This window comes from Luteimonas sp. A534 (genome assembly GCF_054072805.1).
Window position 1 is genome coordinate 226,999 of record NZ_JBSVRR010000002.1, and the last position, 14,816, is coordinate 241,814.

13 protein-coding genes and 1 pseudogene are annotated in these 14,816 nt (G+C 65.4%); 9 read left to right on the forward strand and 5 right to left on the reverse strand.

Annotated elements, in window-relative coordinates:
* The first annotated feature begins 84 nt into the window (after positions 1-84).
* A complete protein-coding gene (locus ACW5F0_RS05720) occupies positions 85-939 on the forward strand; it encodes an outer membrane protein assembly factor BamD (RefSeq protein ID WP_456965057.1) in 855 nt (284 codons plus the stop codon).
* Between the two features lie 112 nt (positions 940-1,051).
* On the opposite strand, the gene ACW5F0_RS05725 is transcribed toward ACW5F0_RS05720, so the two are convergent.
* From ACW5F0_RS05725 to sucC, 5 genes are all read right to left on the reverse strand, one after another.
* Entirely contained in the window at positions 1,052-2,689 is a 1,638-nt protein-coding gene (locus tag ACW5F0_RS05725) for an NAD+ synthase (RefSeq protein WP_456999253.1), read from the reverse strand.
* Between the two features lies 1 nt (position 2,690).
* A complete protein-coding gene (locus ACW5F0_RS05730; protein WP_456999254.1) occupies positions 2,691-3,005 on the reverse strand; it encodes a CcdB family protein in 315 nt (104 codons plus the stop codon).
* Complete coding sequence (locus tag ACW5F0_RS05735; protein WP_456965054.1) at positions 3,002-3,268, reverse strand: type II toxin-antitoxin system CcdA family antitoxin; 267 nt, start codon at positions 3,266-3,268, stop codon at positions 3,002-3,004. Before ACW5F0_RS05735 ends, ACW5F0_RS05730 begins: the two co-directional genes overlap by 4 nt.
* 208 nt (positions 3,269-3,476) lie before the next feature.
* Positions 3,477-4,355: a succinate--CoA ligase subunit alpha gene (sucD, locus tag ACW5F0_RS05740; protein WP_456999256.1), complete on the reverse strand. Its 879-nt coding sequence runs from the start codon at positions 4,353-4,355 to the stop codon at positions 3,477-3,479.
* A 123-nt stretch (positions 4,356-4,478) separates the two neighbouring features.
* Positions 4,479-5,645 carry an ADP-forming succinate--CoA ligase subunit beta gene (sucC, locus tag ACW5F0_RS05745; RefSeq protein ID WP_456965052.1) on the reverse strand — a complete coding sequence of 389 codons (1,167 nt, stop codon included), beginning with the start codon at positions 5,643-5,645 and terminating at the stop codon, positions 4,479-4,481.
* 101 nt (positions 5,646-5,746) lie between these two features.
* On the opposite strand from sucC, the gene ACW5F0_RS05750 reads away from it, so the two are divergent.
* From ACW5F0_RS05750 to ACW5F0_RS05785, 8 genes and pseudogenes are all read left to right on the forward strand, one after another.
* The gene (locus ACW5F0_RS05750) at positions 5,747-7,333 is read left to right on the forward strand and encodes a sensor histidine kinase (RefSeq protein WP_456999257.1); all 1,587 of its coding nucleotides are present in this window, start codon (positions 5,747-5,749) and stop codon (positions 7,331-7,333) included.
* Between the two features lie 194 nt (positions 7,334-7,527).
* Positions 7,528-8,916 carry a sigma 54-interacting transcriptional regulator gene (locus ACW5F0_RS05755; RefSeq protein ID WP_456999258.1) on the forward strand — a complete coding sequence of 463 codons (1,389 nt, stop codon included), beginning with the start codon at positions 7,528-7,530 and terminating at the stop codon, positions 8,914-8,916.
* A 73-nt stretch (positions 8,917-8,989) separates the two neighbouring features.
* Positions 8,990-9,727, forward strand: coding sequence for a hypothetical protein (locus tag ACW5F0_RS05760; RefSeq protein WP_456999259.1), 738 nt, complete (start codon positions 8,990-8,992; stop codon positions 9,725-9,727).
* A 338-nt stretch (positions 9,728-10,065) separates the two neighbouring features.
* Positions 10,066-10,413 (forward strand): prepilin-type N-terminal cleavage/methylation domain-containing protein, encoded by a 348-nt coding sequence (locus tag ACW5F0_RS05765; protein ID WP_456999260.1) that lies wholly within the window; start codon positions 10,066-10,068, stop codon positions 10,411-10,413.
* Positions 10,414-10,604: 191 nt separating this feature from the next.
* A pseudogene (locus ACW5F0_RS05770) lies at positions 10,605-10,716 on the forward strand (prepilin-type N-terminal cleavage/methylation domain-containing protein); the annotation flags it as partial.
* 320 nt (positions 10,717-11,036) lie between these two features.
* Entirely contained in the window at positions 11,037-11,480 is a 444-nt protein-coding gene (locus ACW5F0_RS05775; protein ID WP_456999261.1) for a GtrA family protein, read from the forward strand.
* On the forward strand, positions 11,477-13,015 hold the full coding sequence (locus tag ACW5F0_RS05780) for an NAD(P)/FAD-dependent oxidoreductase (RefSeq protein WP_456999262.1): 1,539 nt from the start codon (positions 11,477-11,479) through the stop codon (positions 13,013-13,015). Before ACW5F0_RS05775 ends, ACW5F0_RS05780 begins: the two co-directional genes overlap by 4 nt.
* A gap of 105 nt (positions 13,016-13,120) precedes the next feature.
* Positions 13,121-14,809 (forward strand): hypothetical protein, encoded by a 1,689-nt coding sequence (locus tag ACW5F0_RS05785; protein ID WP_456999263.1) that lies wholly within the window; start codon positions 13,121-13,123, stop codon positions 14,807-14,809.
* The last annotated feature ends 7 nt before the right edge of the window (positions 14,810-14,816 follow it).

Genomic DNA, 14,816 nt, shown 5'->3' on the forward strand with positions numbered 1-14,816 from the left:
GCTCGGGTTCAGTCGGTGGCGGCTGGCGGGCCGGGGCTGGCTGCTATTATCCCCGCTTCACGCCTTTCCCGTCCCGGATGCACCATGACCCGACGCACCACCCTGTTCCGCAGCGCACTGCTGCTCGTGTTGCTGGCCGTGTTCGCCGCCTCCGGCTGCGCACGGATGAAGAACATGTTCAAGGACGAGGACGCCAACGAAGGCGTGGCAGTCGAAGTCCTCTACGACAAGGGCCACGCGCTGATGCGCGGCGGCAACTGGAGCGGCGCCACCAACACCTATCGCCGCCTGGTCGCGCAGTATCCCTACGGCCCGTACACCGAGCAGGCGATGATCGAAATCGCCTATGCCCAGTTCAAGATGGGCCGCCACGATGACGCCGTGTCCTCGATCGACCGCTTCATCCGCACCTATCCCACGCACCGCAACGTCGCCTACGTGTACTACCTGCGCGGCCTGGTGAACTCCACCCGCGACACGGTGTTCCTGCAGCGCGCCTGGAACCTCGACGCCAGCCGCCGCGACCTGGCCACGCCGCTGCAGGGCTACAACGACCTGCGCATCGTGACCGAGCGCTACCCCAACAGCCGCTACGCCGCCGACGCCGCCAACCGCATGGCCGAGCTGCGCAACATGTTCGCGCGCCACGAGATCGAAACCGCGCTGTACTACATGCGCCGCGACGCCTGGGTCGCCGCGGCCGAGCGCGCGCGCTACCTGCTCGAGACCTATCCCCAGAGCGAATACCAGAACGACGCCGTCGCCGTGCTGACCGCCGCCTACACCGAGCTGGGCAACCAGACCCTGGCCGCCGATGCGCGCCGCGTGCTCGAACTCAACGAGCCCGACCACCCCTACCTGACGGGCAACTGGCCGGACTACCCCTGGACGATCCGCAAGCTCAACCCCTTCGCAAGCGAAAAGTCCGCGATCCAGTAGCATTTTCGTGGGAGCGGCCATAGCCGCGAAAAACCCCGATTCCCGTGGAAGCGGCCAGGCTGCAATCGCCGCTATAGCGGCTCCCACATAAAGTTACAAAAGCCCTCGCGGACTAGTGCGGGTACTTGTTGGTGATGGGATACCGGCGTTCGCGGCCGAAGGCGCGGCGGGAAATCTTGGGCCCGGGCGCGGCCTGCTGGCGCTTCCACTCGCTGCGTCGCACCAGCGCCACCACGCGGTCCACGGTCGCCGCGTCGAAGCCCGCTGCACAGACCTCGTCGCGCGACTGCTCCTGGTCGACGAATCGCATCAGGATCGCATCCAGCACGTCGTAGGGCGGCAGTGAATCCTGGTCCAGCTGGTTGTCGCGCAGCTCCGCGGAAGGCGGTCGCGCGATCACCGCCGGCGGGATCACGGGCGCGCCGCCCACCGTGTTGCGCCACTTCGACAGGCCATAGACCTCGGTCTTGTACAGGTCCTTGATCGGCGCATAGGCACCGCACATGTCGCCGTAGATCGTGGCGTAGCCCACCGCGTACTCGCTCTTGTTGCCGGTGGTCAGCACCAGCCCGCCGAGCTTGTTCGACAGCGCCATCAGGATCACGCCGCGCGCGCGCGACTGCAGGTTCTCTTCGGTGACATCCACCGCGTGGCCTTCGAACGCATCGCCCAGGCTCGCCAGCAGGCCTTCGAACGCCGGCTCGATCGGCACGGTCATCATCTCCACGCCCAGCTCCCTGCACTGCTCGGCAGCCAGGTCGTTGCTCAGGCCGGCGGTGTAGCGCGACGGCATGCGCACCGCGGTGACGTTTTCCGCCCCCAGCGCCTCGACCGCCATCGCCAGCACGATCGACGAATCGATGCCGCCCGACAGCCCCAGCCATGCGCGCTTGAAGCCGTTCTTGCCGAAGTAGTCGCGGATCCCGCGCACCACCGCGCGCCAGGCCAGCGCGTCCATGCTCTCGTCGCCGTCGTCCATCCACACGGTGGGCATGAAGGCGCGGCGCACGGGGTCGTAGTCCACCACCAGCCACTGGTCGGTGAAGGCCGCCGCGGCCGGGTGCACCGTACCGTCGCCGTCGGCGACCACGGAGGAACCGTCGAACACCAGCGCGTCCTGGCCCCCGACCACGTTGAGATAGGCGATCGCGGCGCCGTGGTCGCGGGTCAGCGCGGCGATCATCGCGTCGCGCTGCGCGTGCTTGCCGCGCTCGAAGGGCGATGCGTTGGGCACCAGCACCAGCTCCGCCCCCAACGCCACGGTGTCGGCGATGGGCTCGACGAACCACAGGTCCTCGCAGACCAGCAGGCCCACCGGCACACCCTTGACGTGGAACACGCAGGAACCGCCGTCGGGATCGGCGTGGAAATAGCGGCGCTCGTCGAAGACGTTGTAGTTGGGCAGCTCGCGCTTGCGGTAGGTGCGCTCGATGCGGCCCTCGCGCAGCACGCTGGCGGAGTTGTAGAGCACGCTGCCGGCCGACTCCGGCCAGCCGACGATGGCGACGATGCCGGTGGCCGCGTCGGCAATGGTGCGCAGCGCCTGCTCGCACTCGGCAAGGAAGGCCGGGCGCATCAGCAGGTCCTCGGGCGGGTAGCCGCTGACCGCGAGCTCCGGGAACACCACGATGTCGGCGCCGTACTCGTCGCGCGCCTCGGCGATCATCATCGCGATGCGCGTGGTGTTGCCGGCAACGTCGCCGACCGGGAAGTCGAACTGGGCCAGGGCGATGCGGAGCGTTTCAGTCATGTCAGATCCCATGCGTCAGGAAGTCCAGCGCGCCGATGATGGCCAGGCGATCGGAAGACAGGTCCGCCAGCCGCCTGCCGAGCATCTGCATCGGCACGTTGGTGATTTGTGCCGTGTCCATCACCATCGGCTTTCCGGCGACGGTCAGGATCGGCATCAGGTTGCCGATGGCCGGTCCCGCGGACTCGGGCGCGATCAGGGGTACGACCACTCGGGACTCGGAAGTATCGATCAGATCGCTCTGGACGTTCAGCCAGCACAGTATGGAACGCCGCGACGCTGCGTCGGCATTGGTAAAGACCCAGAACTGGCTCATGTCTCCCGCGACGCCTTGAACGCACGCACATGATCGCCGGCAACGCCATCGCGGGCGACGCGCTGGTTGTACGCGGCGATCGCCTCGCGGTTTTCATCCAGCCACTGCTCCCGCTTGCGCGCCCGGATTTCGGCGTCCAGCGCTTTCTCCAGGGTCGCGGAGAGGTTGATGTTCAGCGCCCGGGCGGCCTCGAGCAGGCCCTCGTTGACGCTGAGGTTCGTGGCGCGCTTGCCGTAGCCGGCGTAGTCCTCACGAATGCGCATGGCGATCTCCCATCGGGTGCGCATCGATCATGCGCATTATTTGGCCGCGCGTCAAACGCAGGCATGAAAAAGGCCGCCCGGAGGCGGCCTTTTTCGGACTCTTTGCGCAGTTGCTCTGACACGCTTTGCGGGAGCTTCCAGAACAGCTTTTGTGGGAGCCGCTATGGCGGCGATCGCGGCTATAGCCGCTCCCACAAAGGGCAGGCGATCAGCCCGCCAGGCGCTTCGCGATCGCGGCACCCAGGTCGCCCGGCGAACGCACGGTGGTGACACCGGCCTTCTCCATCGCGGCGAACTTGCCTTCGGCCGTGCCCGAGCCGCCCGACGCGATCGCGCCGGCGTGGCCCATGCGCTTGCCCTTGGGGGCCGACGCACCGGCGATGAAGCCCACCACCGGCTTGGTCACGTACTGCGCGATGAACTCGGCGGCTTCTTCCTCGGCCGACCCGCCGATCTCGCCCACCATGATGATGCCCTCGGTCTGCGCATCGTCCTGGAACAGCTTCAGGCAATCGATGAAGTTCAGGCCGTTGATCGGGTCGCCGCCGATGCCGATCACCGTCGACTGGCCAAGGCCGGCGTCGGTGGTCTGCTTGACCGCTTCATAGGTCAGCGTGCCCGAGCGCGAGACGATCGCGATCTTGCCCGGCATGTGGATGTGGCCCGGCATGATGCCGATCTTGCACTCGCCCGGGGTGATGATGCCGGGGCAGTTCGGGCCCACCAGCACGGTGTCCGGGTAGGTGGTGACCAGGGTCTTCTTGACGCGCAGCATGTCCAGCACCGGGATGCCCTCGGTGATGCACACGATCACCTGGATACCCGCATCGGCCGCTTCCAGAATCGCGTCGGCCGCGAACGGTGGCGGCACGTAGATCACCGACGCATTGGCGCCGGTGTCGGCCACGGCATCGGCCACGGTGTTGAAGACCGGCAGGCCCAGGTGTTCGGTGCCGCCCTTGCCGGGCGTGACGCCGCCCACGACCTTGGTGCCGTACTCGAGCATCTGCTCGGCGTGGAAGGTGCCCTGCGTGCCGGTGAAGCCCTGCACGATCACCTTGGTGTTCTTGTTGACGAGAACGCTCATTGGATTCCTCGATTCTTCATCTTCTGACTGTGGGAGCAGCTATAGCTGCGATCGCTCTTGGCGAGGCTTATCGCGGCTGTAGCCGCTCCCACAGGAAATGGGGTATCCCACAGGAAATGGGGGTCAGGCAGCCTTCGCGGCTTCAACGGCCTTGCGGGCGCCGTCGTTGATGTCGTCGGCGGGGGTGATCGCCAGGCCGGAGTTCTTCAGCAGCTCCTTGCCGGCGTCCACGTTCGTGCCTTCGAGGCGCACGATCACCGGCACCTTGACGTCGACTTCCTTCACCGCGGCGATGATGCCGTCGGCGATCATGTCGCAGCGCACGATGCCGCCGAAGATGTTGACGAAGATCGCCTTCACGTCGTCGGACGAGAGGATCAGCTTGAACGCCTCGGTCACGCGCTCCTTGGTGGCGCCGCCGCCGACGTCGAGGAAGTTCGCCGGCGAGCCGCCTTCGAGCTGGATCACGTCCATCGTCGCCATCGCCAGGCCCGCGCCGTTGACCATGCAGCCGATGTTGCCGTCCATGGTCACGTAGTTCAGGTCGTGCTGGCTGGCCTTGACCTCGGTCTCGTCTTCCTGGCGGATGTCACGCAGGGCGACCAGTTCCGGGTGGCGGAACGAGGCGTTGTCGTCGGAGTCGACCTTGCCGTCGAGCACGGCTAGCGTGCCGTCGGTGAGGATCGCCAGCGGGTTGAGCTCGACCAGCGCCAGGTCCTTCTCGTTGAACAGCTTGTACAGCCCCATCATGATCTTGGAGAGCTGGTTGACCTGCTTGCCGGTCAGGCCCAGGCCGAAGCCCATGTCGCGGCACTGGTAGGGCTGCAGGCCCTGGATGAAGTTGACGTTGAGCGACTGGATCTTCTCCGGCGTCTCGGCGGCCACCTGCTCGATGTCCATGCCGCCTTCGCTCGACGCGATGAAGGTGATCGACTGTGTCGACCGGTCCACCAGCACCGACAGGTACAGCTCCTTGGCGATATCGGTGGCCTGGGTGACCAGCACCGAATCGATCGGCAGCTCGACGCCGGCGGTCTGGTAGGTGGCCATCTTCTGGCCGAGCATGCCCTTGGCGTGCTCGCGCACGTCGTCGAGCGTGCGGCACAGCTTCACGCCGCCCGCCTTGCCGCGGCCACCCGCGTGGATCTGGGCCTTGACCACCCAGAAGTCGCCGCCAATGGCCTTGGCAGCATCAACCGCTTCTTCGGGGGTGCGGGCGACACGCCCGGCCGGGACTGAAATGCCGTATTCGGCAAACAGCTGCTTCGCCTGGTACTCGTGGAAGTTCATGTGGGGTCCGTCGTGGGAAAGTGGGACACAGCGCCAACCATTATAGTGCCCCGATGCCCCAGGAGCCCGCCCGCGTGCCGATAGCCGCCCCCGATCGCCTCATGAGACGCGAGCTCTACCTGCTGGCCCTGTACCGCACGCTTGAAGCCGCGCTGTTGGCGCTGGCCGTTTTCGGCCCGCTGCAGGGCGTGTTCGGCGGCGACGCGCGGGATCCGGCCCTGGCCACCGCCGTCGCGGCCACCTACCTGATCGCCTCCGCGGTGCTGCTTGTGCTGTCCGGGCGCGCATCGGTCCCGCTGCCCGCACAGGTGGTGTTCGGCGTCCTGATCGACATCGCCGTCGCCACGCTGGCCACCCACGCCCTGCCCCACGCCGGCCCCGGCATCGCGATGATGCTGCTCTTCAACGTCGGCGCCGCGGCCCTGCTGATGCCCCTGCACCTGGGCCTGGCCGCCGCCGCCCTGGCCTCGGGCGCTCTGGTCGCGCAGTACGTGATGGTCATCATCAGCGGCAGCCCCATCCGCGAACGGCCGCTGGCCGAAGTGCTGATGTTCTCGGTCAGCTACCTGGCCATGGCCACCCTGACCAACTTCCTTGGCCGCGACATGCGCGACAGCCGGACGCTGGCGCACAGGCGCGGCGCCGAGGCCGCCAACCTGGCCGAGGTCAACGAACTGATCATCCGCCGCATGCGCGTGGGCGTATTGATGGTGGACGGCCGCGGCCACATCCGCATGGCCAACGAGGCCGCCCGCATCCTGCTGGGCCAGGCCGGCGCCGAGATCCGCGGCGAAACCCCGCGCACCCTGCCCCAGCTGTCGCCGGCGCTGGCCATGCGCGTGGCCGAATGGCGCCGCAGCGGCGACACCGACGACACCCCGCTGACCATCGGCGATGACGGCAATGAAGTGCTGCCGCGCTTCACCCGCCTGCTGGCGACCGACGACACCACCCTGATCTTTCTCGACGACACCGCCCTGGTCTCGCGCCGCGCAGAATCCCTGACGCTCGCCGCCATGGGCCGCTTTTCCGCCAGCCTCGCACACGAGATCCGCAACCCGCTGGCCGCGATCAGCTACGCCACCCAGCTGCTGGAGGAATCGCGCGACATCGGCGACAGCGACCGCCGCCTGCTGCAGATCGTCCACCAGCAGTGCATGCGCACCAACACCATCGTCGAAAGCGTGCTGAGCCTGGCCCGCCGCGAGCGCGCCCAGCCCGAGAACGTGGATCTTGTAGGCCAGGTCCGCGCCTTCATCGCCGACTACCGCCAGACCTGCCCCGAAGACAACGCCGCCCTGCGCCAGGCCGGCCGTCGGCCCGAAGTACCGGCCATGGTCGACCCCCGCCACCTGCAGCAGGTGCTGACCTCCCTGACCAACAATGCCGTGCGCCACGGCCACCAGCCCGGCGAACCCGCGCGGATCACCATCAATGCCGACCTGCTCGACGGCAACCCGGTGATCGAGATCAGCGACCGCGGCCCCGGCATCCCCGACGCCGTCAGCCACCAACTGTTCCGGCCCTTCTTCACCACCTCCGAGCACGGCACCGGCCTGGGCCTGTATATCGCCCACGAACTCTGCCGCGCCAACGATGCCCGCCTCGAATACGTCTCCCTGCCCGGCGGCGGCGCCTGCTTCCGGATCACCCTGCGCGGCGGATCGGTGATGCTGGAGCGGCCATAGTTCCGCTTTTATGGGAGCAACAGCTTTTGCGGGAGCCGCTATAGCGGCGATAGGACCTGGCCGGAATGGGCCAATCGCGGCTATAGCCGCTCCCACAAAAGCAATCCCCCTCCCCCTGTACTTTTTGACACTCGTCACACTAAGTAAAAAAGTGCCAAAATTGGTCACCACGGACCGGCCACCCCAGATCAACCATGACTGAAACCCGCAGCGCCCTCATCGTCGACGACGAACACGACATCCGTGAGCTCCTGGTGCTGACCCTGGGCCGCATGGGGCTGCGCACCGATACCGCCGCCAACCTGGGCGCCGCCCGCGAACTGCTGGCCGCCAACCATTACGACCTCTGCCTGACCGACATGCGCCTGCCCGACGGCTCCGGACTGGAGTTGATCAGCGACATCACCACCCGCTTCCCCGACACCCCCGTGGCGATGATCACCGCCTACGGCAATGTCGAAGCCGCGGTGGAAGCGCTGAAGGCCGGCGCCTTCGACTTCGTCAGCAAGCCGGTGGACATCAACGTGCTGCGCGGCCTTGTGCGCCAGGCGCTGGAACTCAACGCCCGCCGCGCCGCCCAGCCCGAAGAGGCCGGCCGCCTGCTTGGCGGCTCGCCAGCGATGGTCGCCCTGCGCGAAACCATCGCCAAGGTCTCGCGCAGCCAGGCGCCGGTGCACATCAGCGGCGAATCCGGCACCGGCAAGGAACTCGTGGCGCGCACCATCCACGCCCAGGGCGCACGCGCCAACAGCCCCTTCGTGCCGGTCAACTGCGGCGCGATCCCCACCGAACTGATGGAAAGCGAGTTCTTCGGCCACCGCAAGGGCAGCTTCACCGGCGCCCATGCCGACAAGCCCGGCCTGTTCCAGAGCGCCGACGGCGGCACCCTGTTCCTGGACGAAGTGGCCGAGCTGCCGCTGGCGATGCAGGTCAAACTGCTGCGCGCCATCCAGGAAAAGAAGATCCGCCCCGTGGGCGCATCGACCGAGATCGATGTCGACGTGCGCATCCTCTCGGCCACCCACAAAGATCTGAACGCCCTGGTGAATGCCGGCAGCTTCCGGCACGACCTGTACTACCGCATCAACGTGATCGAACTGCACGTGCCGGCGCTGCGCGACCGCGACGGCGACCTGCCGATCCTGTCCGACGCGATCTTCGCGCGGCTGGCGCAGGCGATGCACCGCAGCGCGCCCAAGCTGGGGCCCGAGGCGCTGGCCGCACTGGCGGCGTACGCGTTCCCGGGCAACGTGCGCGAGCTCGAGAACGTGCTGGAGCGCGCGATGGCGCTGGCGGACAGTGACAGCATTACCGCCGCGGACCTGCGCCTGCCGGGTGGGAACAACATCAGTTCGCCGGGGCGGCTGCCGCCGATGCCGGGGAGCGGCGCACAGTCGCCGGGTGCGATGAACCCGCGCGAGACTGCGTCAAGCGCCCTGCCTTCCTATATAGAAGAGATCGAACGCGCCGCCATCCAGCAGGCGCTGCAGGAAAGCCGGTACAACAAGACCAAGGCCGCTGCGGCGCTGGGAATCACGTTCCGGGCGCTGCGTTACAAGCTCAAGAAGCTCGGCATCGACTGAGCCGCCGTTGGCGCCCCCATGGAACATTCCAGCGGCTAAGCTCGGCGCGCCAACTCTTTTGCCGAGCTTGATCATGGAATCCACCGCAACCCGCGATCCGGCCCGCCACAAGGCCGCGCTGGTCCACCTTGCCGCCAGCATCGCCGCGATCGGCGCCGTGTTGGCGGTGCCGGTGTTCTTCTGGTACCCCGGCGCCCTGCTTCCGCTGTCCGGCATCGATCGTCACCTCGTGCTGCTGTTTGCCGCAGTACTGGCGGCCGGCCCTGTGCTCACGTGGCTGGTCTACCGCAGCAGCAAGCGCCGCTTGCGCATGGACATCGCCGTGGTCGTGTTGATCCAGCTGCTGTTCCTGGCGTACGCCATCGCGATGCTGGCGCGCCTGCGTCCCGTCTACCTCGTGGGCATGGGCAACCACATCGAGCTGGTGCGCGCCTTGGACATCGACCCTGCAGACCTTGCACGCACCCCGGAGGCAAAGCGCGCGCTGTCATGGACGGGCCCGATCCTCGTGGGCGCCCTGCCGCCAGGTGGACTGGCCCTGTCCGGTGCCGACGACTATGCGCGACGTCCCGCATACCACATCGACTACGCCCACGTGGGGCCGATGCTGGCGCAGCGCGGCCGCACTCCTGAAGAGCTGATCGCACGCAGCCATGCCCATGCGGAAGCTTTGGGTGTTGCGCTGGCGGCCGTGGATCGCGAGAGCACTGCGATCCGCGTGGTGCCGCTGGTATCGCAAGCTGGCCACGCAGCCATGCTGGTGGACGCCATACATGGGCGGCCACTTCGCCCGGCCGCCGTCAAGATGTGACCAGTTTCGCGATACCGGCTCGACTGCGGCTCGCGCATCTCACGGACGTCCCCAAACCGAATACGCGATACGCGTCACAAGAGAGGCGCAAACACTGACATTCAACGTCACTTCCCGAGGTAAAAAGTGACGTAACGCGTCTCCTAATTCCCGCCAGTGACAGCCGAGACCGTGAATCCGGTTGCACATCTGTTCATCCGGCCCCGGAAGCCACCAACTGGCACGGGTTCTGCATACACTTCACTGCACGTGCGGCGTCGCACGGCAGCATCGGTTCCGGAACCCAAGCCGGCATCGCTGCACGTGAAGTACCCATATCAACTCCTAGGGGATACACCATGAAGATGCAGAAGGGCTTTACCCTCATCGAACTGATGATCGTGGTTGCGATCATTGCCATCCTGGCTGCCATTGCGCTGCCGGCTTACAACGACTACCGCATCCGTTCGGCGGAAGGTGCTTGTCAGGCTGAGGCCAAGGCCTACATGAACTCGGCCGTGGCAGCAGTCCAGTCGGGCATGACCGTCGACGCCCCCCGGAACGTCGCGTGCACCGGGGGTGTTGCGCTGACCTCGGGCGACGTCGAAGGTTCCGCGGCCATCACTTTCAGCCCCGTAGATCCGGGCTCGGCTCCCACCGTTTGTGAAGCCGATAACGCTACCTGCTCGATGACCCCGTCCGTCTAAGTCAACGACTCCATACGGTGCGGAACAAGGCCCCTCAAAAGAGGGGCCTTGTTTTTTTCCCCCCGAAAGAGCAGACACTCCACTGCGGCAGCCAGCACATTTCAAGCACTAGGAATCCCCACCGCCTAGATGGCGCCAGAATTGGCCCGCTACTTGCGTCATTACTTTCGGGGAACTAAACAGGGGACGTCATGTCCAGGACCGCGCGTGGTTTTACGCTAATCGAACTGATGATCGTGATTGCGATCATCGCCATCCTGGCGTCCATCGCCCTGCCGGCCTACAACGACTACCGCATCCGTGCAGCGGAAGGTGCGTGCCAGGCCGAGATGAAGAGCTACGCCAACTTCGCTCTCGCGACCTTGCACATGCAGCAGGAACCGGAGCCCGCTCCCTTGGAAGCCTGCAGCGCGGCGATCACCGCGACCGCGATCGGAGTAGACATCACGGGCACGCCCAGAAACCCCGGCACCCGGATCACCACGTGCGACATGGACACGGGCAACTGCACCGTCGCGCCTTGATGGGGTGACACTCATGCTGATATTCGTTCGAACGCCCCGCAGCAGCCCGCAGGCAGATCATCTGTCACAATCCCGATAGGGGCCCTCGATAGACCGTCCATGAATTCACCGCTTCCCGTCCGGATCCTCCGGCTCGTCCTCGTGCGCTATTTCGCCGCCTCGCTGCTTGCGCTGGTGGTTGACCTCGCCACGCTGTCCGCGTGCCTGCGTCTGCTGGACGTGGGGCTCGCGTGGTCTGCATCCATCGGGTTCGTCGCCGGCGGAATCGTTGCCTATGTGCTGAGCATCCGCTGGGTCTTCCGGGCGCGCACGTTCGCCGATGCACCGGCACTGGAATTTCTGGCCTTCATCGCCATCGGCCTCGCCGGGCTGGGACTCACCCAATTCGTGTTGTGGCTCGGCGTAACACGGCTGGGACTGCTGCCGGAACTGGTCAAACTCGGCGCCGCGGGCGCCACCTTCGCCTTCAACTACCTGGCCAGAAAATCGCTGCTGTTCGCAGCCAGCCCGCGCGGCGCTCCAGTGCAGGAGAAGATGGCTTGAGTGGGCACTCGGTCGTCATCATCGGCGCGGGCCCGGCGGGCCTGACTGCCGCACTGGAACTGCAGGACGCGGGCATCACCGATATCACCATCCTGGAAGCCGACCGGCAGGTTGGCGGCATCTCGCGCACGGTGGAGCACCACGGCAACCGGATCGACATCGGCGGGCACCGGTTCTTCTCGAAGTCCGACTGGGTAATGGACTGGTGGCGCGCGTTGATGCCGGTCGCCGAGCCCTCGGACCCGGCCGCCGCGCGGGAGCTGCGGTACCAGGGCGCCAGTGCCGGCCTGCCGGCGGCTACCGCAAGTGAAAGCGATAACGGCGTGCTGCTTGTCCGCAGCCGGCTGTCGCGTATCTACTTTAACAAGCGCTTCTTCGACTACCCGCTCAAACTTGGCTTGGACAGCCTGCTGAAGCTTGGACCGTGGAAGGTCTTCACCTTCGGCCTGAGCTACGTCCGGGCACACCTGCTCCCGATCCGGCCTGAGGCGTCACTGGAAGACTTCATGGTCAACCGCTTCGGCCGGCGCCTGTACCTGCAGTTCTTCAAGGAATACACCGAGAAGGTGTGGGGCGTACCCTGCAGCGAGATCAGCGCCAGCTGGGGCGCACAGCGCATCAAAAGCCTGTCGATCACTAAGGCCATGGCGCACGCACTGCGCAAGGCCTTGGGCAGGGGCCAACAGGCCGAACAGACCTCGTTGATCGAAAGCTTCCTTTATCCCAAGCACGGCCCCGGCGAGATGTGGGAGACGGCGGCGCGGCGCTTTACCAGGCGCGGCGGAACGCTGCTGATGGGATGCAAGGTAGACCGCGTCGACATCCGCGATGGACAAGTGCGCGCCGTCGGCTATCGGGATAGCGATGGCAACACACACGCTGTCGACTGTACCCATGCCGTCTCCACGATGCCCATCAAGGACCTTGTCGCAGCGTCCGCGGACGCCTGGCCCGCCGAGGTTCGCGACATTGCCGCAGCCCTGTCGTACCGCGACTTCATCACCGTGGGCCTGCTCTATCCGAAGGCGGCCATCCAGCGCCAGCTGGACGACAACTGGATCTATATCCAGGAGCCAGGCGTGAACGTGGGCCGCGTGCAGGTGTTCAACAACTGGAGCCCGTTCATGGTGGCCGACCCGGACATGACATGGCTGGGACTGGAGTTCTTCTGCAGCGAAGGCGACCCGCTGTGGACGCTTCCCGACGCCGACATGAGCGCGCTGGCGCACCGCGAGATGGTCGAGATCGGGCTGGCACGGGCCGACGCCCCGGCTGACACCGTGGTCATCCGCGTACCCAAAGCCTATCCCGGTTACTTCGGCGAGGCCTACGAGCGATTCGATGCGCTGCAGGCCGCGCTGGACGCAGTGCCCAACCTGTTCCTGACCGGACGCAACGGCATGCACCGCTACAACAACCAGGATCACTCGATGCTGACGGCAAGGGAGGCCGCGCGGCAGATCGCGACGGGCGGGGTGGACAAGGCGCGAATCTGGGCGATCAACGTGGACGATGAGTACCACGAGGAGAAGTGATGACCGGCCTGGCGGCCCGGGCGGGCCAGCGGCAAGGCGATCCGGGGTTAACTGAGTCAGGCAGCTGGGGCATAGACTTCGAACCGACGAACGGGGAGTGGCAGGGTGCTTGATTCGAACAGCGGCAGCGGTGCGGCGCACGACGACCGAGTCGCGTGGCGTGGCTGGGCCTGGGCATTGGGCGCATTGGCAACTGCCGCCCAGCTCTACCTGGTCTGGGGCTTCGACTTCTTTCCCACCGTAGATGGCCCGGCCCACGTCCACCTGGCCTATGCCATGTACGAGGCATTACAGGGAGACAGTTTTTACGGCGGCCTCGTCGAACTGAACTCCAGACTCAACCCTAATTTGGCGACGCAGGCGGTACTCGTCGCGTTGATGGCCATTGCACCACCCCTCGTCGCCGAGAAGCTCTGGCTCACGCTCTATTTCGTTTCCTTCGCGTGTGCTTCCGCCTATGCATTGGCAGGGATCAACCGAAAGTCCCTGTGCCTGCTCCCGCTGTTGGTTTTCTGCAGTATCTCTCTTCCCCTTGCATTCGGGTTCTACAACTTCTCCTTAAGCACCGTCATCTTCTTGGCCTGGTTCGGCTACTGGTGGCGCCACCGGACGGAGTTCAACATCCGCGTAGTGCTGATACATGCACTTCTTGCCACGTTTGCGTATGTCATCCATGTCTTCGCGTTTGCTGCGTCTGTACTTGCAATTGCCGTCACCGGCCTAACGGCCATCATCATGCAGATGCAACACGACACCGAAGAAGGCGGCAAAGAGCCACAAGGACGCTGTCGTTCAATCCTGACACATGCTGTGCCGCCTTTACTGGGCAGTATTCCCGGCATAGTTGCCTCGCTGTACTTTCTGTTGGGCCGCTTCGGTTCGGCAACCTCCTCCGGCGCGGCCAACCTTGAGTTCGATGCGCTGCGCAGGATCCAAGCACTCCTCACCGGAACGTCTTTCAGTCCGTACGACGACATTGAGTTCATCGCCGCCGCCGTGTTCGCAGTCGCCCTCGTCGCGACAACTTTGCTCCTCCTACTCAGCGCTTCAAATGTCCGGCGCAGCCTCCCATTCGCCGCATGCTTTCTGGCTTTCCTCACACTCTATCTGGCAATGCCGCAACAATGGATCGTGCGGTGGATGCCCTCGCGTTTTCAGCCACTCGTATTCGTGGTGCTCCTGCTTTGGATTTCCGCTCTCGTCCCGCCAACAATCAAACCACAGCAATGGAAGCTGGCCGGCGCAGCCGGGGTCGCACTGGTCCTCCTTTCGCTGGTTCCGAGGGTCCAGTTATTCTCCGAGCTTAATGGCTACTACCGCGAAATTTCCTCTGCCGCACCCTATATCAAGGAGAGCAGCACGCTGGTGGCGATACGCCTGAACAACCAGGTGTATGGCCAGCCCTTTCCGGCAAAGCTGGACGTACTGATCCAGGCGGGCAGTGGAGTCGCTTCAGAGCGCCATTCCATCGATCTCAAGAATTTCCAGGGGCAAGCGGAAGACCACCCCATCCAGTTCCGCCGGGGTATCGGCGCCGCGGCGTCCTTGGGAGGAGACAGCGCCCTCATCTCCCTGTCCCCGAAGATCGACCTATTGGCATACGAGCAGCAGACCGGACGCTCCATCGACTATGTTCTCGTCCACGGATTCCGCGACTTCCCCATGAATCCTGAGGGGCTAATGAACCTTGATCGCCAGCTGGCAGAAAGCTATCGGCAAATCTTTGTTTCAAAAGGGGGATTCATGCATCTTTATGAGAGAACATCTAGAGATCAGAGCGAAGTAACGAGGTGACAGCGGG

Coding starts and splice junctions, on each gene's coding strand:
- ACW5F0_RS05720 (WP_456965057.1), top strand. CDS start 85: ATGACCCGACGCACCACCCTGTTCCGCAGCGCACTGCTGCTCGTGTTG.
- ACW5F0_RS05725 (WP_456999253.1), bottom strand. CDS start 2,689: ATGACTGAAACGCTCCGCATCGCCCTGGCCCAGTTCGACTTCCCGGTC.
- ACW5F0_RS05730 (WP_456999254.1), bottom strand. CDS start 3,005: ATGAGCCAGTTCTGGGTCTTTACCAATGCCGACGCAGCGTCGCGGCGT.
- ACW5F0_RS05735 (WP_456965054.1), bottom strand. CDS start 3,268: ATGCGCATTCGTGAGGACTACGCCGGCTACGGCAAGCGCGCCACGAAC.
- sucD (WP_456999256.1), bottom strand. CDS start 4,355: ATGAGCGTTCTCGTCAACAAGAACACCAAGGTGATCGTGCAGGGCTTC.
- sucC (WP_456965052.1), bottom strand. CDS start 5,645: ATGAACTTCCACGAGTACCAGGCGAAGCAGCTGTTTGCCGAATACGGC.
- ACW5F0_RS05750 (WP_456999257.1), top strand. CDS start 5,747: ATGAGACGCGAGCTCTACCTGCTGGCCCTGTACCGCACGCTTGAAGCC.
- ACW5F0_RS05755 (WP_456999258.1), top strand. CDS start 7,528: ATGACTGAAACCCGCAGCGCCCTCATCGTCGACGACGAACACGACATC.
- ACW5F0_RS05760 (WP_456999259.1), top strand. CDS start 8,990: ATGGAATCCACCGCAACCCGCGATCCGGCCCGCCACAAGGCCGCGCTG.
- ACW5F0_RS05765 (WP_456999260.1), top strand. CDS start 10,066: ATGAAGATGCAGAAGGGCTTTACCCTCATCGAACTGATGATCGTGGTT.
- ACW5F0_RS05775 (WP_456999261.1), top strand. CDS start 11,037: ATGAATTCACCGCTTCCCGTCCGGATCCTCCGGCTCGTCCTCGTGCGC.